At 72.2% G+C, this 14,321-nt stretch carries 14 protein-coding genes; 4 read left to right on the top strand and 10 right to left on the bottom strand.

Going from position 1 to position 14,321, the window contains the following annotated elements:
- Positions 1-9: 9 nt before the first annotated feature.
- The 5 genes from BIU91_RS06350 to BIU91_RS06330 form a co-directional block, all read right to left on the bottom strand.
- On the bottom strand, positions 10-573 hold the full coding sequence (locus BIU91_RS06350) for a hypothetical protein (protein ID WP_253183700.1): 564 nt from the start codon (positions 571-573) through the stop codon (positions 10-12).
- The gene (locus BIU91_RS06345) at positions 557-2,428 is read right to left on the bottom strand and encodes an alpha/beta hydrolase (protein WP_071404699.1); all 1,872 of its coding nucleotides are present in this window, start codon (positions 2,426-2,428) and stop codon (positions 557-559) included. The genes BIU91_RS06350 and BIU91_RS06345 overlap by 17 nt, the downstream gene beginning before the upstream one ends.
- On the bottom strand, positions 2,425-2,703 hold the full coding sequence (locus BIU91_RS06340) for a hypothetical protein (protein ID WP_071404698.1): 279 nt from the start codon (positions 2,701-2,703) through the stop codon (positions 2,425-2,427). The genes BIU91_RS06345 and BIU91_RS06340 overlap by 4 nt, the downstream gene beginning before the upstream one ends.
- A gap of 67 nt (positions 2,704-2,770) precedes the next feature.
- Positions 2,771-5,218 carry a GH92 family glycosyl hydrolase gene (locus BIU91_RS06335; protein ID WP_253183699.1) on the bottom strand — a complete coding sequence of 816 codons (2,448 nt, stop codon included), beginning with the start codon at positions 5,216-5,218 and terminating at the stop codon, positions 2,771-2,773.
- 101 nt (positions 5,219-5,319) lie between these two features.
- Positions 5,320-6,210, bottom strand: coding sequence for an SDR family NAD(P)-dependent oxidoreductase (locus tag BIU91_RS06330; RefSeq protein WP_084740747.1), 891 nt, complete (start codon positions 6,208-6,210; stop codon positions 5,320-5,322).
- Positions 6,211-6,287: 77 nt separating this feature from the next.
- Between BIU91_RS06330 and BIU91_RS06325 the strand changes: the two genes are divergently transcribed.
- Together BIU91_RS06325 and BIU91_RS06320 are read left to right on the top strand one after the other, a co-directional pair.
- Positions 6,288-6,860, top strand: coding sequence for a TetR/AcrR family transcriptional regulator (locus BIU91_RS06325; RefSeq protein WP_071404696.1), 573 nt, complete (start codon positions 6,288-6,290; stop codon positions 6,858-6,860).
- A gap of 44 nt (positions 6,861-6,904) precedes the next feature.
- Positions 6,905-8,080 carry an aminotransferase class I/II-fold pyridoxal phosphate-dependent enzyme gene (locus BIU91_RS06320; RefSeq protein ID WP_071404695.1) on the top strand — a complete coding sequence of 392 codons (1,176 nt, stop codon included), beginning with the start codon at positions 6,905-6,907 and terminating at the stop codon, positions 8,078-8,080.
- Positions 8,081-8,095: 15 nt separating this feature from the next.
- Here the strand turns inward: BIU91_RS06320 and nagB are convergent, their stop codons facing one another.
- Positions 8,096-8,881 carry a glucosamine-6-phosphate deaminase gene (nagB, locus tag BIU91_RS06315; RefSeq protein WP_071404694.1) on the bottom strand — a complete coding sequence of 262 codons (786 nt, stop codon included), beginning with the start codon at positions 8,879-8,881 and terminating at the stop codon, positions 8,096-8,098.
- Positions 8,882-8,941: 60 nt separating this feature from the next.
- Here nagB and BIU91_RS06310 point away from each other — a divergent pair, with 60 nt between their 5' ends.
- Positions 8,942-9,421 carry an NUDIX domain-containing protein gene (locus BIU91_RS06310; RefSeq protein WP_017888122.1) on the top strand — a complete coding sequence of 160 codons (480 nt, stop codon included), beginning with the start codon at positions 8,942-8,944 and terminating at the stop codon, positions 9,419-9,421.
- Between the two features lie 142 nt (positions 9,422-9,563).
- Here the strand turns inward: BIU91_RS06310 and BIU91_RS06305 are convergent, their stop codons facing one another.
- From BIU91_RS06305 to BIU91_RS06290, 4 genes are read right to left on the bottom strand one after another with little or no spacing between them, the layout of a single operon-like run.
- Complete coding sequence (locus BIU91_RS06305; protein ID WP_071404693.1) at positions 9,564-10,634, bottom strand: ABC transporter ATP-binding protein; 1,071 nt, start codon at positions 10,632-10,634, stop codon at positions 9,564-9,566.
- On the bottom strand, positions 10,631-11,545 hold the full coding sequence (locus BIU91_RS06300) for an ABC transporter permease subunit (protein WP_084740745.1): 915 nt from the start codon (positions 11,543-11,545) through the stop codon (positions 10,631-10,633). Before BIU91_RS06300 ends, BIU91_RS06305 begins: the two co-directional genes overlap by 4 nt.
- Entirely contained in the window at positions 11,542-12,537 is a 996-nt protein-coding gene (locus tag BIU91_RS06295; RefSeq protein WP_253183698.1) for an ABC transporter permease subunit, read from the bottom strand. Before BIU91_RS06295 ends, BIU91_RS06300 begins: the two co-directional genes overlap by 4 nt.
- 5 nt (positions 12,538-12,542) lie before the next feature.
- A complete protein-coding gene (locus BIU91_RS06290) occupies positions 12,543-13,688 on the bottom strand; it encodes an ABC transporter substrate-binding protein (RefSeq protein ID WP_071404690.1) in 1,146 nt (381 codons plus the stop codon).
- A gap of 184 nt (positions 13,689-13,872) precedes the next feature.
- Between BIU91_RS06290 and BIU91_RS06285 the strand changes: the two genes are divergently transcribed.
- Positions 13,873-14,310 carry a YdeI/OmpD-associated family protein gene (locus BIU91_RS06285; RefSeq protein ID WP_071404689.1) on the top strand — a complete coding sequence of 146 codons (438 nt, stop codon included), beginning with the start codon at positions 13,873-13,875 and terminating at the stop codon, positions 14,308-14,310.
- The last annotated feature ends 11 nt before the right edge of the window (positions 14,311-14,321 follow it).

Below are 14,321 nucleotides of genomic sequence, written 5' to 3'. Positions count from 1 at the left end.
TCGGACACGTCACGGTAGGTCGGTCGGGCGGGGGTTGAGCGGCTCACCGAACCGTGGGGCCCGGCCGGGGACGCAGTGGCCGTCGATGGACACGTCCGCGTACGAATCGAACGCCTGGAAGAAGATGGCGAACCCGTCTGCCGCTGTCCCACCGAGGTACCCCTTCGGGTAGCTGATGACCGTCCGCTCCGGCGTGAGTTCCGTGTCGTGCTGAACACGCGCACCCTCGTACCCGACCGCCGCGAGGGCCCGTGTGACCCCCTCGGCAACCTGATCCGCTGTACCAGGAAGCGGGAGCCGCCGAGTGCTCGCGTAGGTGTACTGCGCAGCGTCCTCGCCATCACTTCCGCAGAGGTTCCACCCGGGGTCCTCGTCACCCCAACCGTCCTGCCCGACGACCGAGCGCACGGCAGCGAAGATGTCCAGGACGTCCTGGTGCGACTGTTCGACGTTCATCGACGTGTCCTTCTGGATCGGGGAGTCCGGGGAGGCGCCGGTGCACCCGGTCAGGAGTGCGGTGACCACCAGGGCTCCGGCGAGTGAGGCGCCCCACGGTTCAGAGCGTCGGGTCACCGGTGCCCCCGGTCTGCCAGCCGTACATGAGCCAGTCGTCCTTGGTCTGCTGCCGCATCCGGTCGAAGGGGCCGCCTCGCTCCGGGATCTCGTCCCCGTGTCCCATCGCCGCTCGTGCAGCGTTGTGCTGGGCGGTGGTCCCGTCGTCGAAGTACGAGTACCGGCCGTCGTCGTCATCGCCGTCGTACGGCCCGTGGCGGGTGACGCCGTGCAGGGTGTCCGACCCACGACCCTCGGTCTCGGAGCTGAACGTGTGCGCGTCCCACGTGGACTCGGTCGGGTCACGCCGACCGGACAGGTTCTGCCCGGTGACGGCCCAGCCGTCCTTCGCGCCCTGGCTGGCGAAGACCTGCCCCTCGGGCACGTGCAGCGCGGACGCGTTCGGTACGGCGTCCGTCACGCCGGCCGAGCCCAGCAGCACCACGTGGTCGGCGTGGGTCTTCGTCAGGGCGATGGTCGCCACGGTCGTGCCGTAGGAGTGCCCCATGACGGTCAGGTCGGCGTCCCGCCCGGCGGCCGCTCGTGCCGCGTGGAACCCGTCGAGGTCGGCGACGAGTCGCTCGGCGCCCGCTCGCGCTCGGTCGTCCGCCAGAACGGTCCGGAAGGACGGGTCGTCGGCCATCGGCGGGTGGTAGCCGATCCAGGACACGACGGCGATGTCACTGCGGCGGATGCCAGCCACACGAGCTTCCTCACGACGCATCCCGCGGGCGATCGCGCTGTAGTCCTGCACCGTGCCGTCCTGGTACGTCGCGGTGTTCATGCCCGGCACGATGACGCTGACGTGCGTGGCACGGTCGAGGTCACCCGCGACGATCTGTGCGAGCGGGGGACGGTCGTCGACGAGTGCCACCAGCGAGACCGGTGTCGTGGCGAGGGTGTGCTGGATGTTCCGGTAGGCGTCGCGCTGCCGTGCCCAGACGAGCAGCTGCTCCCGTGCCGTCGCCGCTTCGGCCGGGTTCCGGGCGGCGTCGTGCCGCCCACGCCAGTGGCGGACCTGCTTCCGCGCGTGTGCGAGCCGGTCAGCCAACACCGTCGTGTTCGCCCGTGCCCGCGCCCAGGAGGCGACACCGTTCAGGTTGCCGATGACCGCCGGCATCGCCGCGACGAACGCCCGCTGGACCGCGGACGGCACACCGTCGACGCCCGACATCGCCTGCCACCACCCGGCCACCTGCGCAGGGTCGAGTCCGGCGAGCCGCTTGGCGACCCGTGCGTGATCACCGAGCGCGGCGACGGTCTCCGGGTCGAGGGTGCCGAGCCACGTCAGGAACTGCCCGTCGCTCATCGCGGACACGACCGTGGCGGAGACCAGCTTGCCGAGCACCGACCGGTCCTCGAGCGCTGAGGCCGCCGCTCGGTCGGCTGCGGCTCGGCGGGCGACGAGCTCGTCCCACTGCGCCGTCAGCCGAGCGTCCAGCGCTGCCAACCACTCGCCGCTGCGCTCCAGCTGCTGCAGGAGCGCACGGTCCGACTCGACCGCATCCGGTCCGGACGCCACCACGGTGGCATCGCGGATCGCCCGCTCGTTGGCCGCGATGTCGTCCGCAGTGTTCCGCCGGGTCGTCTGCAGGCTCGCGGCGTCGTCCTGGATCTCCCGCACCTGGCGCGCGTAGGTGGCGAGTGCGGCCGACGCCGCGTCCAGCCGCGCCGCGACGCGCTGGGCACTCGCCGGCATCGCCGCCGCCGTCACGAGGAACCGCTGTTGCGCCCGCCCCGCCCAGCCGGACGCCGCGTGCTCCGCGGCGACGAGCACGTGCCGGGCGCCGTCACGGACCGCGTCCGAGTGGTCGTCGTGCCGACGGGCGATCCGCTGGATGCCGTCCGGGTCGCCCGCGACCGGGTCCGCGCTCACCGGACCCGCCGGGCGAGGTCGGCATCCGCACGCAGGACCGCTTCGGCGGCGGCGGTCACGTACTCGCGCAGCGTGTCCGCGTCGTCACCGAGGGACCGGATCATCGCGTCGTGCGCCCTGGCCGACGCGACGAACGCGGACTCGACCGCCGCCGAGCCGAACGCACCGCCGTCCGAACCGGACAACGGGCGCTCAGAGCGGAGGTCGGTGACCGCCTGCCCCGCCGCTCGTGCGACCGCCTGCATCGTCGGCAGGTCGACCGTCAGATCCCCCATGGTGCCCCCTCGTGTTCCCCGAGGAAGTCAACATATCACCGCTGAAGTACAGTGTGTCAAGCAGTGTTCAGCGGTCGATCGGGCGCCCCCGCTCGCCGCTCGCCCAGCCCGTGTCCGCCGTGTCCCCGACCCGCAGGGACAACGTTCCACCCCGCGTCACGAAGGACGCCGGCACCCAGGACCGCTCGTGCGTCCACCCGTTCAACCGGGCGCCCTGCACGTACGGCTCGGTCCCCGAGGACCGGATGACGATCCGCTCGCCGCTCGACCGCCGGATGTCGACCGTGCTGAACGTCGGGCTGCCGATGAGCATCTCCGCTCGCCCGGGCGTCTGCGGGAACAGGCCGATCGAGGCGAAGACGTACCAGGCGCTCATCGTGCCGAGGTCGTCGTTGCCCGGCAGGCCGCCTGGGCCGGTCGAGTAGGCGTCGTCCACGACCTGCCGCACGGTCTCCTGCGTCTTCCAGGGCTTGCCGAGCGCGTTGTACATCCACGGCGTGTGGATGTCGGGCTCGTTCGTCGGGTCGAACTTCGTGGCGTCGCCACCGGTCACCGCGAACGCACCGGTGCTGTCGTGGAAGAAGTCGTCGAGCCGAGCGGTCGCGGCGTCGTCGCCGCCGAGCGCGCTCGACAGCCCCTGCACGTCCTGCGGCACGAGCCAGGTGTACTGCGCGCTGGTGCCCTGTGCGAACCCGGTGCCGGTCGAGGGCGACCAGTCGGGCGTCCACGATCCGTCGGCCTGACGAGCGGCCTGGTAGCCGACGGCGGCGTTGAAGGTGTTCTTCCAGTAGGTCCCCCGCCCCGCGAACATCCGGGCGTCCGACCGCAGCCCGAGGGAACCCGCCCAGTACCCGAGCGCGCTGTCGGAGATCGAGTCCTCGAGGGTCTCGGCCGCACCACCCCAGCAGGAGCAGTCGTCGTTCGCCGCGTACTGCCGCTCCAGGTACTCGTCGAGTGCGGGCCGCTGCGCCAGGCACTGCCCCGGGCACCCGATGTCGCTCTCGGCGTCCGCGTTCTCGACCGTCGCCTGGTGCTTGAGCGAGGCGTAGGCGGCCCGGACGTCGAAGTTCCGGACGCCCATGGCGTACCAGGTGGCGAGCGTCGCGGCCGAGGGGTCGCCGGTCATCACGTGCGTCGGCGCTCCGAGGTGCAGCCACCGGTCCCACACCCCGCCGTTCTGCTCGGCGAACCGCAGCATCGACTGCGCCATGTCCCCGGCGACGTCCGGCCGCAGCAAGGCCAGCAGCTGGATCTGCGCCCGGTACTGGTCCCACCCGGAGTACGTGCCGTAGACGGCCCGGTGTCCGCGGTCCATCCGGTGCACCCGCAGGTCGGGCCCGAGGTAGCGCCCGTCGCGGTCGTTCAGCGTGTTCGGCTGCATGAGTGCGTGGTAGACCGACGTGTACAGCTGGGTGGTCCGGTCCGCCGTGCCGCCACCGACGCGCAGGCGCGACAGTTCACGGTTCCAGGAGGCCCGTGTGCCGGCCGCCACGCTGGCGACGGTCGAGCGCTTGGTCACCTCGCCGTCACGGTTGGCGACCGCCCCTGCCGCGCTCACGTACGAGATGCCGATCTTCGCCTGCACCGTCGCTCCGCGACGCGCATCGAACCCGACCCACGCGCCGGAGCCGCGTCCGGCGCGGTCGGCGCCGGTCAGGTAGCCCTCCCCACCGGAGGAGGACGTGCCTCCAGGCTGGACCGTGCCGTCCTTCCAGGTGCCGGTGCTCGCGAACGCCGTGTCGAAGGTCGCGGTGAAGTAGAGGCGGTAGTAGCTGCGGCGGTCCGGGTTGGTGGCGCCGCCGCCGTTCGCGCGGCGGCTGCAGAAGCCGCCCGTCAGGACGCTGCCGCTGACCGTGCGGGTGCGCGGGTCGACGCGGGTGATCGCGGCCTCGCTGCCGTTGATCGAGTTCGACGTGCGGAAGAGGAGGTTCGCGTCCTTGCCGGCCGGGAACGTGAACGCGCCGACGCCGGCACGGGTGGTCACGGCCAGGTCGGTGCGGACGCCGTTGTCGAGCGTGACGCCGTAGCGGCCGGGGCTGGCGGACTCCTGGTCGTGGGAGTACCCGGCGGCGTAGACGGCGTCCTTCGAGTCGGCCGACGGCGAGGTCGTGACCGGGGTCGTGACCGGCATGATCGGCACGTCACCGGCAGCCCCGGGAGCACACCCGGCACCGTTCAGGTGCGTCAGGCTGAAGCCGCGCAGCCGGTTCACGTCGTACGAGTAGCCGTTCGCGACCGGGGTCGACGTCTGGTCACCCGCGGTGCCCGTGGGACTCCACTGCATCATCCCGAACGGCGCCGTGGCACCCGGCCAGGTGTTGCCGTTGTTGCTCGTGCCGATGAAGGGGTCGACGTACCGCGCGGGATCGCTGACGGTCCGTCCGGGCTGCGTCGACGGCGAGGCCACGGCCGGCGCGGCGACGACCCCCGTGCCCAGCAGTGCGGCGATCGTGGCCACCGCGGCGAGCGGGAGCGGACGGACGAGCGGGCGACGGTGCACGCGAGATCGGTTCACGTCCGTGACGCTAGCCCCCTCGGACGGGGGACGCCGCCTGCGTCACCGAGCGCTCTCCCGCTGTTCACGTCGGGTTCGGCGTCGGGCCCGGCCCCGCCCGGTCAGACGACGGTGCGGGCGGCGACCTCGTCGACGAAGGTGCGGACCCGCTGCCGGAACACCGGGTCCGCGGCGGTCCCGCGGACGGGCACGACGTGCAGTCGCCGGTCACCCCGACGCAGCGCCGGCCCGACGAACACCCCCTCGGCGACGTCCGGCGCGGTGGCCGACCAGAGCGTCGAGCGAGCGCCGTCCTCCGCGGTCCGGGCCATGCTGCGGGCGATCATGCCGCCGAGGCGCTGCGCGAGGGTCTCGGCCTGGTCGTTCATCCCCGTCGCCGCGATGCCGGGGTGTGCGATGACCGAGCGGACGTCCGAGCCGGCCGCGCGGAGCCGCTCACCGAGGTCGACCGCGAGCGCCGTCGCCGCCGTCTTCGAGTCGGTGTACACGGCGAGCTGCGAGTAATCGCTCGGATCGTCGACCCCGCCCGGTGCGGGCACGCGGCGGGTGCGCTGCGACAGGTTCGACCCGACGAGGACGACCCGGGGCGACGGTCCGCCGAGCACCGGGAGCATCGCGTCGGCGAGCACGGCCGGGCCGACGACGTTGGTGGCCCAGGTGCGTTCGATGCCCTCGTCGGTCAACCCGAACGCGCCGAGCGTCGCGCCGGCGTTGTTGACGAGGGCGTCCACGACGATGCCGTCCGCCGCGAGTTGCCGGGCGAACGCCGAGACCGAGGCGACCGACGCGGTGTCTACGACCCGCGCCTCCAGGCCGACGGGCAGGACGCGAGCCGCCTTGTCGGGGTTGCGGACCGCCGCGATGACGCGTGCTCCGGCGGCTGCGAGTCGGGTCGCGACCACCAGCCCGAGTCCGCCGGTCGCGCCGGTGATCATCACGGTCCGGCCGTGCTGGTCGGGCATCGCGGACGGTTCCCACTCGAAGGTGTCCATGGTCGTCTCCTGCTCACTCGTCGTCTGGAATCGGATGATCCATCCGGAACGCTAGCACAAGCGGATAGAGTGTCCGTATGACGATCGCGATGGCCCGGCCGGAAGCGCTGCGCTCCGATGCGCAACGCAACCGGACCGCGCTGCTCGACGTCGCCCGGTCGTTCGTCGAGCGGGGCGAGCAGCCACTCCTCAACGCCGTTGCACACGAGGCCGGTGTTGGTGTCGGGACCGCCTACCGGCACTTCCCGTCGCAGCAGCACCTGCTCGAGGCACTCGCGATCGATGCGCTCGAGGACATGCTCGACCTCGTCCGTGTCGCCGTCGCGCTGCCCGACGCGGCGGACGCGCTCCGGGGGGTCGTGACGGCTGCGTTCCGGAGCATGGTCGACGACGCGGCCCTCGGCGACCTGCTGACGAACGGCGGCTTCTCGTGCGCCGACACCGCGGCGCTCGCTGGCGACCTGGTCGAGTCCGTCGACGCGCTGCTCGCACGGGCACGGGCCGAGGGGCTCGTGCGTGCCGACGTCGACGCGGACGACCTGCGACGACTGCTGTGCGGGATGCGGGCAGCCGCCGTCGCCGGTGGCTCCCGGGTGCACGACCCCGAGCGCTACGTCGAGGTGCTGCTGGCGGGCCTCCACCCGGCCTGACCACCACCCTCGCGCCCCGCGTGCCTCGCTGTCAGGATGGGCGCATGAGCGTCATGGTGTCCGTCTTCGATGCGTACCGGTCCCGCACGAGCGAGAAGTACACGGCCTACTCGCCGGACGTGCTCCCCATGTTCGTCGCCGAGATGGACAGCATGCTCGCCGAACCGATCCGCGACGCCCTGGTCACGGCGGTGACGAACGGCGACACCGGGTACGTCGGGCACGGACGGGCCCTGCCCGAGGCGTTCGCCGACTTCGCCGAGAGCCGGTGGGCGTGGCGGGTCGACCCCGACATGGTCCGCACCACCACGGACGTGTCGGTCGCGGCGGTCGAGGTGCTGCGCCGGGTCATCGAGCCGGGCGACCAGGTCGTCATCATGCCGCCCGTGTACCCGCCGTTCTGGGAGTACGTGTCCGAGGCCGGCGGCACCGTCACCGAGGTCCCGCTGCTCGCCCCCGCGGGCCCGGCCGACCCCTTCGACACCACGGCCGGCTGGCGGATGGACCTCGACGGCATCGCGCAGGCGTTCGCCGACGGAGCCCGCACGGTGCTGCTCTGCAACCCGCACAACCCCCTCGGCCTGGTGCACGACCGCGAGTCGCTCGTCGCACTCGCGACGCTGGCCGCCGAGTGGGACGCCGTCGTGGTGTCCGACGAGATCCACGCGCCGCTCGTACACGCCGACGCGGTGTTCACGCCGTTCCTGGAGTCCTGCCCCGAGGCCGCGTCCCTCGGCGTCGCCCTGACGAGTGCGAGCAAGGCCTGGAACCTCGCCGGCACGAAGTGCGCGATGATGATCGGCGCCTCGGAGCGGGCCCGCGCCTGGTTCGACGGACTCCCGACCGAGGTCGTCGAGCGCACCGGCATCCTCGGCTACACGGCGAGCGTCGCGGCCTTCAGCGAGGGCGGGCCGTGGCTGGCGTCACTGCTCACCGAGCTCGCGGCGAACCGGCGCACCCTGGCCGAGCGGATCGGCGACGTGCTGCCCGGCGCCGAGTACCGGCAGCCGCAGGCGTCGTACCTGGCGTGGCTCGACCTGCGGGCGCTGCCGTGGGGCGACGACCCCGCGGCGGAGCTCGTCGACCGGGCGAAGGTGGCGCTCGGCTCCGGCCCGGCGTTCGGACGGCAGGGCCGGGGCTTCGCGCGGCTGAACTTCGGCTGCTCGGCGGAGACCCTCGACGAAGGACTCAGCCGCCTCGCCGCAGCCGCCAGGGCCTGACCCCGAGCCAGACGCCTACTCGAACCGCTGCCAGGCCGGCTTGTTCGCGTACGTGTAGCGGTAGTAGTCGGCGAGCTGCAGCCCGGCGGCGGCTTCCTCGTCGACGACCACGGTCGCGTGCTCGTGCAGCTGCAGGGCCGAACCGGGGACGAAGGAGCTGAGCGGCCCCTCGATCGCCGCAGCGACGGCCGCGGCCTTCGACGACCCCTGGGCGACGAGGACGAGCTCGCGGGCCTCGAGGATGGTGCCGAGCCCCTGCGTCATGCAGTGCGTCGGGACCTGCTCGGGCGAGTCGAAGAAGCGCGCGTTGGCGTCACGGGTGGACGGCGCGAGGGTCTTGATGCGGGTACGCGAGGCGAACGACGAGGTCGGCTCGTTGAACCCGATGTGGCCGTTGGCCCCGATGCCGAGGATCTGCACGTCGATCCCGCCCGCGGCACGGATCGCGGCGTCGTACTCCTTGGCCGCGAACTCCAGGTCGGCGGCACGGCCGTCCGGCACCCGCACGCGCGAGGCGTCGAATCCGAGCGGTGCCACCACGTCGCGAGCGATCACGGCCGCGTACGACTCGGGGTGCTCGAGCGGGATGCCGACGTACTCGTCGAGGGCGAACCCACGAGCCTCGGCGAACGAGATCTCGCCAGCCTGCACCCGACGCTGCAGGTCGGTGTAGATGCCCTGCGGGCTGGATCCGGTGGCGAGACCGATGACGGCGGACGGCTTCTTGGCGACGACGGACGCGATCTTGGCCGCGGCGACGCGACCGACCTCGTCCGGCGTGGGCAGGATGATGATCTCCACACGGCAAGCCTACTGGTCATGACCAGTCTGCGACAGGGGTCGTGTGGGTAGCGTGGAGGCATGCCGACCCCCGACTTCGTCCTGTCCCTGCGCGAGAAGATCGGCACGGCGCCGCTCTGGCTGTCGGGCGTGAGCGCCATCGTGACCCGCGGCTCCGGCGCCGATCGCGAACTGCTCGTGGTGCGGCGGGCCGACACGGGCGCGTACACGCCGGTCACCGGGATCGTCGACCCGGGCGAGGAACCCGCCGTCGCCGCCGAACGCGAGGTCCTCGAGGAAGCCGACGTCGTCGCCGTCGCCGAACGCCTGGCCTGGGTGCAGGTGCTGCCCGAGATGACCTACCCGAACGGCGACCGGTCGCAGTACCTCGACCTGGTCTTCGCCTGCCGGTACGTCTCCGGCACGCCGAACCCCGCCGACGGCGAGAACACCGAGGCGTTCTGGGCTCGGCTCGACGCCCTGCCCGACATGTCGGAGAACATGCGGGCACGCGTCGAGGCCGGGCTGGCCGACGAGCGCGAGGCGCGCTTCCAGCGCTGACCCCACCGGTCTGGAGGCGCGGTGCCAGGCCGCCACGGGCCTCCCGTCCGCGTCCCCCGACGTTTCGGGCGCAGCGACAGTCCACGCGTCTGGTCGCGCGTGGACTGTCGCTCAGCGCGAAACGTCGCCGCCGCAGCCGCCGCTACGCGAGCGGCGCGACCGCCACGGGTGCGCCGAGCAGGCGCACGGCGACGGGGTCGCCGGTGGCCCGGCGGTCGCCGACCTCGTGCTGGACGGTCACGACGGTGTCGTCGTCCAGGCGGACGGTGGTCCGGCGGATCGACCCGAGGAAGCTCGAGGTGACGACGGTGCCGGTGATGCCCTCGGGGGCGAAGGCGATGTCCTCCGGCCGGACGTAGGCGAGCACCGGCCCGTCCGGGGCCGAGGAATCGAGGGCCGGCACCCGGAACCCGTACACGAAGACGTCGCCCCCGCGCAGGTCGCCCTGCAGCCGGTTCGACTGGCCGACGAAGTCCGCCGTGAACGCCGACGACGGGGTGCGGTAGAGCTCCTCGGGCGTGCCGACCTGCTCGATGTCGCCCGCCTGCATCACGGCGATCCGGTCGGAGACGGCGAGCGCCTCCTCTTGGTCGTGCGTCACGAACACCGTGGTGATGCCGAGGTCGCTCTGGATGCGGCGGATCTCGTCGCGCAGCGACACCCGGACCTTCGCGTCGAGGGCCGACAGCGGCTCGTCGAGCAGGAGCACCCGGGGGCGGGTGACCAGGGCGCGGGCCAGGGCGACGCGCTGCTGCTGCCCGCCGGAGAGCTGGTGCGGGTACCGCTCGGCGAACTCGCCGAGGCGGACCATGTCGAGGGCCTCGACCACGCGGCTCTTGCGCTCGGCGGCGGGGACCCGGCGCATCTCGAGGCCGAAGGCGACGTTCTGCCGCACCGTCATGTGCGGGAACAGCGAGTACTGCTGGAACACCATGCCGATGTCGCGCTTGTTGACCGGGGTGTCGGCGACGTCCCGGCCGTCGATGCGGATCGAGCCGGCGTCGATGGCCTCGAGTCCCGCCAGCGCGCGGAGCGCCGTCGTCTTGCCGCAACCGGACGGCCCGAGGAGCGAGACGAACTCCCCCGGCTCGACGCGGAGGGACAGTCCCGCGAGTGCTCGGTGTGCGCCGTAGTGCTTCTCGACGGCGTGGAGTTCGACGACGGCGCCGGTGGTGGCGAGCGAGGCCGGGGCTGCCGGAGCGGTGACGGTCATGCGGACTCCTCGAGGCGGGGACGACGGGTGGTGCGGGTGCGGCGGACACGGCCCGTGCGACGGGTCCCGATGCGGCCGATGAGGACGAGCAGCACGAAGCCGAACGCGAGCGCGGCGACCGAGAAGATCGCGGCGACGTACGGGTCGGTCCCCTGCACGAGCACGAGCCCGGTCTGGAACGTGCTGCGGGAGAGGAACGCGGCGAGGGTGTACTCGCCGAGGACCACGGTGATCGTGAGGAAGCACGCGGCGGTGATGCCCCGACGCAGGTTCGGCAGGAGCACGCGCCAGGTGACGGTCCACCACGAGGCACCGAGCGACCGGGCCGCCTCGGACAGGACGATCAGGTCCGTCGCGGTGATGGCAGCGGCGATCGGACGGAACGCGAAGGGCAGCGTGATGATCCCGATCGCGAACGCCAGCGTCCAGGAGCCGGACCCGAAGACCTGCGAGACGACCTGGTACACGGGGATGAACCCGACGACGAGCACCACGACCGGCACGGTGATCGGCACGATGCAGACGAACTCGAGGACGCTCCGGAGCCTGGGGTAGCGGAGCGCGGTGATGATCTGGGCGGGCAGCAGCACGAGCAGCACGATCCCGACGGTGATCACGGCGATGAGCAGCGACGCCCCGAGCCCGTCGAACACCGGCTGGTAGGTGAACGCGTTGGCCGGGTCACCGATCGCCGCCCAGTGCGCGAAGGTGAGCCCGCCGTCGGTGCCCTGCCGGAAGGTGAACTGCAGCAGGGCGACCAGCGGCACGGCGAACAGGAGCCCGATCACGGTGAGCACGATCGCTGCCGCACCACGGGACGGGGCCGTGCCGAAGCGGCGGACGCGGGACGGGCCTCCGAGCCGAACCGGCTTCGCCGGGCGAACCGGACGGACCGGGGCCGCCGCGCTCATCGCTGCCACCTCGCGGCACGGCGCTGCAGCAGCGAGTACGCGCCCATCACGACCGCCATCACGACGACCATGCCGAAGGCGAGCACCCCGGCGACGTTCTGCAGGCCGGCGAGCGTCTCGCTGGTGAGCTGCGTGCGGATCGTCAGCGGCACGATTCCGCCCTGCGAGATGAGGGCCGCGGCGGTGGCGAACGACGAGAAGCCGTTCGCGAAGAGCAGCAGGAGCGACCCCCAGAACGCCGGTGCCAGGACCGGCAACGCGATCCGGCGCCAGTACGTCAGGCGCGAGGCGCCGAGGGTCGCGGCGGCCTCACCCCACTGGGCCTTGACACCCTCGAGTGCGGGCATGAACGTGAGGACCATGAGCGGCACCTGGAAGTAGACGTAGGGGATCACGAGCCCGGGCACCGTGTAGAGGAAGGCGCCGTCCGCGTTGAGGTCGACGTGGAAGACCGTCACCAACCACGTCGTGACGAGGCCCTGCACGCCGATCGTGGCGATGAACGCGAACGCGAGCATGACGCCGCCGAACTGGGCGAGGACGCTCGCCGCCGAGTCGATCATCGACCGGACCAGTCCGTCCGGCCGCAGTGCCGAGAGCGCCCAGCAGACGACCGCGCCGAGCACGGCACCGATGACCGCGGAGGCGGCGGACAGGCCGAACGACCCGCCGAACGCCCGCAGCACGGACGGGTCGGCGAAGGCCGCGAGGTTCGCGAACGTGAAGGCTCCGGAGCCGTCGAAGAAGCCGCTGCCGATCGCGATCACGGCGGGGACCGCGAGGAACAGCAGGACGTAGGCGGCGAAGGGCGTCAGCCCCAGCCAGGCGAGGCCGACGCGGTGCCGGACACGGGGTCCGGCACCGCGTCGGACGGCATCGGCGGACGCCCGTGCGGACGTCGGGCGCACGGGGCTCGTCGCGCTCGTCGCCGGTGCGGCGTCGGTCGCGGCTGTGCCGCTCGCCGCGGGCGCGTCTGCCGATGCGGTGGTCATGCTGCTCAGGACCCCATCGTCGAGGACCACTTGGCCTTGAGCACCTTCGCGGCGTCGGCGACCTGCGCGTCGGTCAGCTCGACGTAGTCCTTCGGTGCGCCACCGGCGGCGTCGAGGGCGTCCTGGTCGACCTTGCCCGACTTCGTCAGCGCGGCGAGGGTGGACGGGAAGGCGCCGGCCTGCAGGTACAGGTTCTGGACCTCGGGGCTGGCGATGTACTCCTCCCACAGGCGGGCGGCCGCGGGGTGCGGGGCGTCCTTGTTGATGGCCTGCGAGTAGTACGAGCCGAGCGCCTGCCCCTTCGGGACGACGGTCTTCCAGTCCTTGTTGCCGCTCGCGCCCGCCGCCGGGCCCCAGGCCAGGTTGTTGTACGACCACTGGACGACGACCGGGGTCTCACCCGAGGCGACGGTGGCCTGCGTCGGCAGCACGTTCTGGAAGTTGCCGGCCTGCTTGAGCTTGCCGAAGAAGTCGACGCCCTTGGTAATGTCGTCGGCGGAGCCGCCGTTCTCCAGCGCCGCCAGGTACACCGCGGACGCGGCCTGGTTCGCCTGCGTCGGGTCGCCGCCGATCGAGACCTTGCCCTTGTACTCGGAGCCGAGCAGGTCCGTCATGTCCTTCGGGGCGTCGGAGATCTTCGACGAGTCGTACCCGATCGACATCAGGCCGGTGTAGTCGCGCGTCCAGGCGCCGTCCTCGTCCTTCAGGTTCGTGGGGATGTCGTCCCAGTTCGCGACCTTGTAGTCGGCGAACAGGTCGAGGTTCTCCTGCAGCACGGCGTTGCCGAGGTCGAGCACGTCGGGGGCGGTGGACTGACCCTTCTGCGACTTGACCGCGGCGACCTCGTCGGCGCTCGAGCCGTTCGGGTTCGCGGAGTTGATCTTGATGCCGTACTTCTTGGTGAAGCCGTCGATGATCTTGCCGTAGTTGGCCCACGTCGGCGGGAGCGTGATGACGTTGAGCTGGCCCTCGGCCTTGGCGGCCTTGACCAGGGCGTCCATGCCGCCGGCGGACTCGGCGCTGGTGGTGGTCTTCCAGTCGGCGTCGTCTCCGGAGCCGGCGGTCGCGGAGCTCGTCGCCGAGCATCCGGCGAGGGTGACGACTGCGGCGGCGGCCAGGGCGATGCCGGCCAGGGTGCGCTTGTGCTGCACGGGTGGGCCTTTCGGGTGGGGGAAGGTGCTGCGGGGACCGGGTGTCCGGGTTCTGCTCGATCGTGGACGCGGCCGGTTTCCGGCCCGTGCTCCGGTGGTGAACGACGGCGGAACAGCGGGTGCGGCTGTACGCTTTGCTCGTTCCGGGCGCAGGGTCGCGCCCACACCAGGCCTGGAGGCACGGATGCGGTTCACGACGACGGTCCTGCAAGCGCGGAAGACGGCGACCGGACTCCCCGTCCCGGAGTCCGTCATCGAGGCGCTCGGATCCGGCAAGCGCCCCGCGGTGGTCGTCACGATCAACCGGGGCTACACCTACCGCTCCACCGTCGGGGTGATGAACGAGCAGTTCCTGGTGCCGCTGTCGGCCGCACACCGTGAGGCCGCCGGGATCGCCGCAGGGGACACCGTCGAGGTCGCACTCGAGGTCGACACCCTGCCCCGGACGGTCGACCTGCCGGAGGACCTGGCCGCCGCGCTGCAGGAGGCCGGCGTGCGTGCGGCGTTCGACACGCTGTCGAACTCACGGCAGCGCGCACTCGCCGACCCGGTCGCGCAGGCGAAGGCCCCGGAGACCCGGGCCCGGCGGATCGAGAAGGCCGTGGAGTCCCTGCGGGGGTAGGGGTGCGGGGC

The organism is Curtobacterium sp. MMLR14_002 (assembly GCF_001864975.1).
Lineage (GTDB): Bacteria > Actinomycetota > Actinomycetes > Actinomycetales > Microbacteriaceae > Curtobacterium > Curtobacterium flaccumfaciens.
Note: the sequence above shows the minus strand (reverse complement) of the source record. Positions and strands in the feature narration are given on the sequence as shown.